Here is a 923-nt window from a genome sequence, read left to right as displayed (position 1 = left end):
CGATTCATCCCTGCATTAATTAACCAATCATTATCATCAGTTACATTTGTTAATATAGCAAAGTTTGTAACAGCATCTATATATCCATCAACTTTAGAAAACCAAGGTGATTTATCTGCAGTTGTATTAGAATTGTACAAATAAGAATTTAAATCATATTCTATACCCTTAGTGATTTGGAATACAGCATTTGTTTTTGAGTAATCTTTTAAATTAGTATCTAAACTGCTATTAAACTTATTTAAAATAGGCACGCAATTATTTACAACCTCAACATTGCAAGCACTATTTCCAATTAACATACCAAGCGACTGAATAACATTATTTTGACCAGACTCCCCAATCTTGAAATTAGGATTTTTCTGAATTGAAATCATGGCAGGTATACATTTTTCTCTATAAGATCTATCGTATAAATGACTAAGTGAATCGTTATAATAAGCTAAGTAAAAACCAGATCTTAAAACTTCCACCAAAGTAGGTATTCCTTTATCATCAGTAGCAGTATAAGTTGATCCTCTATCTTCTAACGTCTTAATAATTGCATTAACACGAGCTTCATCATTATAAAATTTGTAAGCATCTTCATTATAAACAAAAATATCTTTTATTTGAAACCAATCTATCGTAACTAGTAAATCTGTTAACTCCTTATAACTTAATTTATTAAGATCATTATAGGTATAAGTAGCAGATTCACTTAGCTTTACAGACTTAGCTGACTTAAGTGCCGTGTCTGTATCTTGCTTTCCTAAAGGCTCAATATTCAAATCTTTCTTGAACTGATTTTCCTTAGTATCATGCTTAATCTTCTGACTTATATGGAAAGGCATAGTATTTATATCACCTGGAGTATTACTAGAACTAGGTGGTTGAGTATTTGCGAATGAAATGAATGTTAAATTAGTTAAAACCAAAGCTAA

1 protein-coding gene is annotated in these 923 nt (G+C 29.7%); it reads right to left on the bottom strand.

Annotated elements, in window-relative coordinates; translation table 11 throughout:
• Positions 1-923 (bottom strand): M9 family metallopeptidase N-terminal domain-containing protein (locus tag AZI32_RS17090; protein WP_206406650.1); only part of this gene is annotated, 923 nt, incomplete at both ends.

Origin of the sequence: Clostridium sp. ATCC 25772, from assembly GCF_001573875.1 — a bacterium.
Taxonomy (GTDB): Bacteria; Bacillota; Clostridia; order Clostridiales; family Clostridiaceae; genus Clostridium_J; species Clostridium_J senegalense.
Note: the sequence above shows the minus strand (reverse complement) of the source record. Positions and strands in the feature narration are given on the sequence as shown.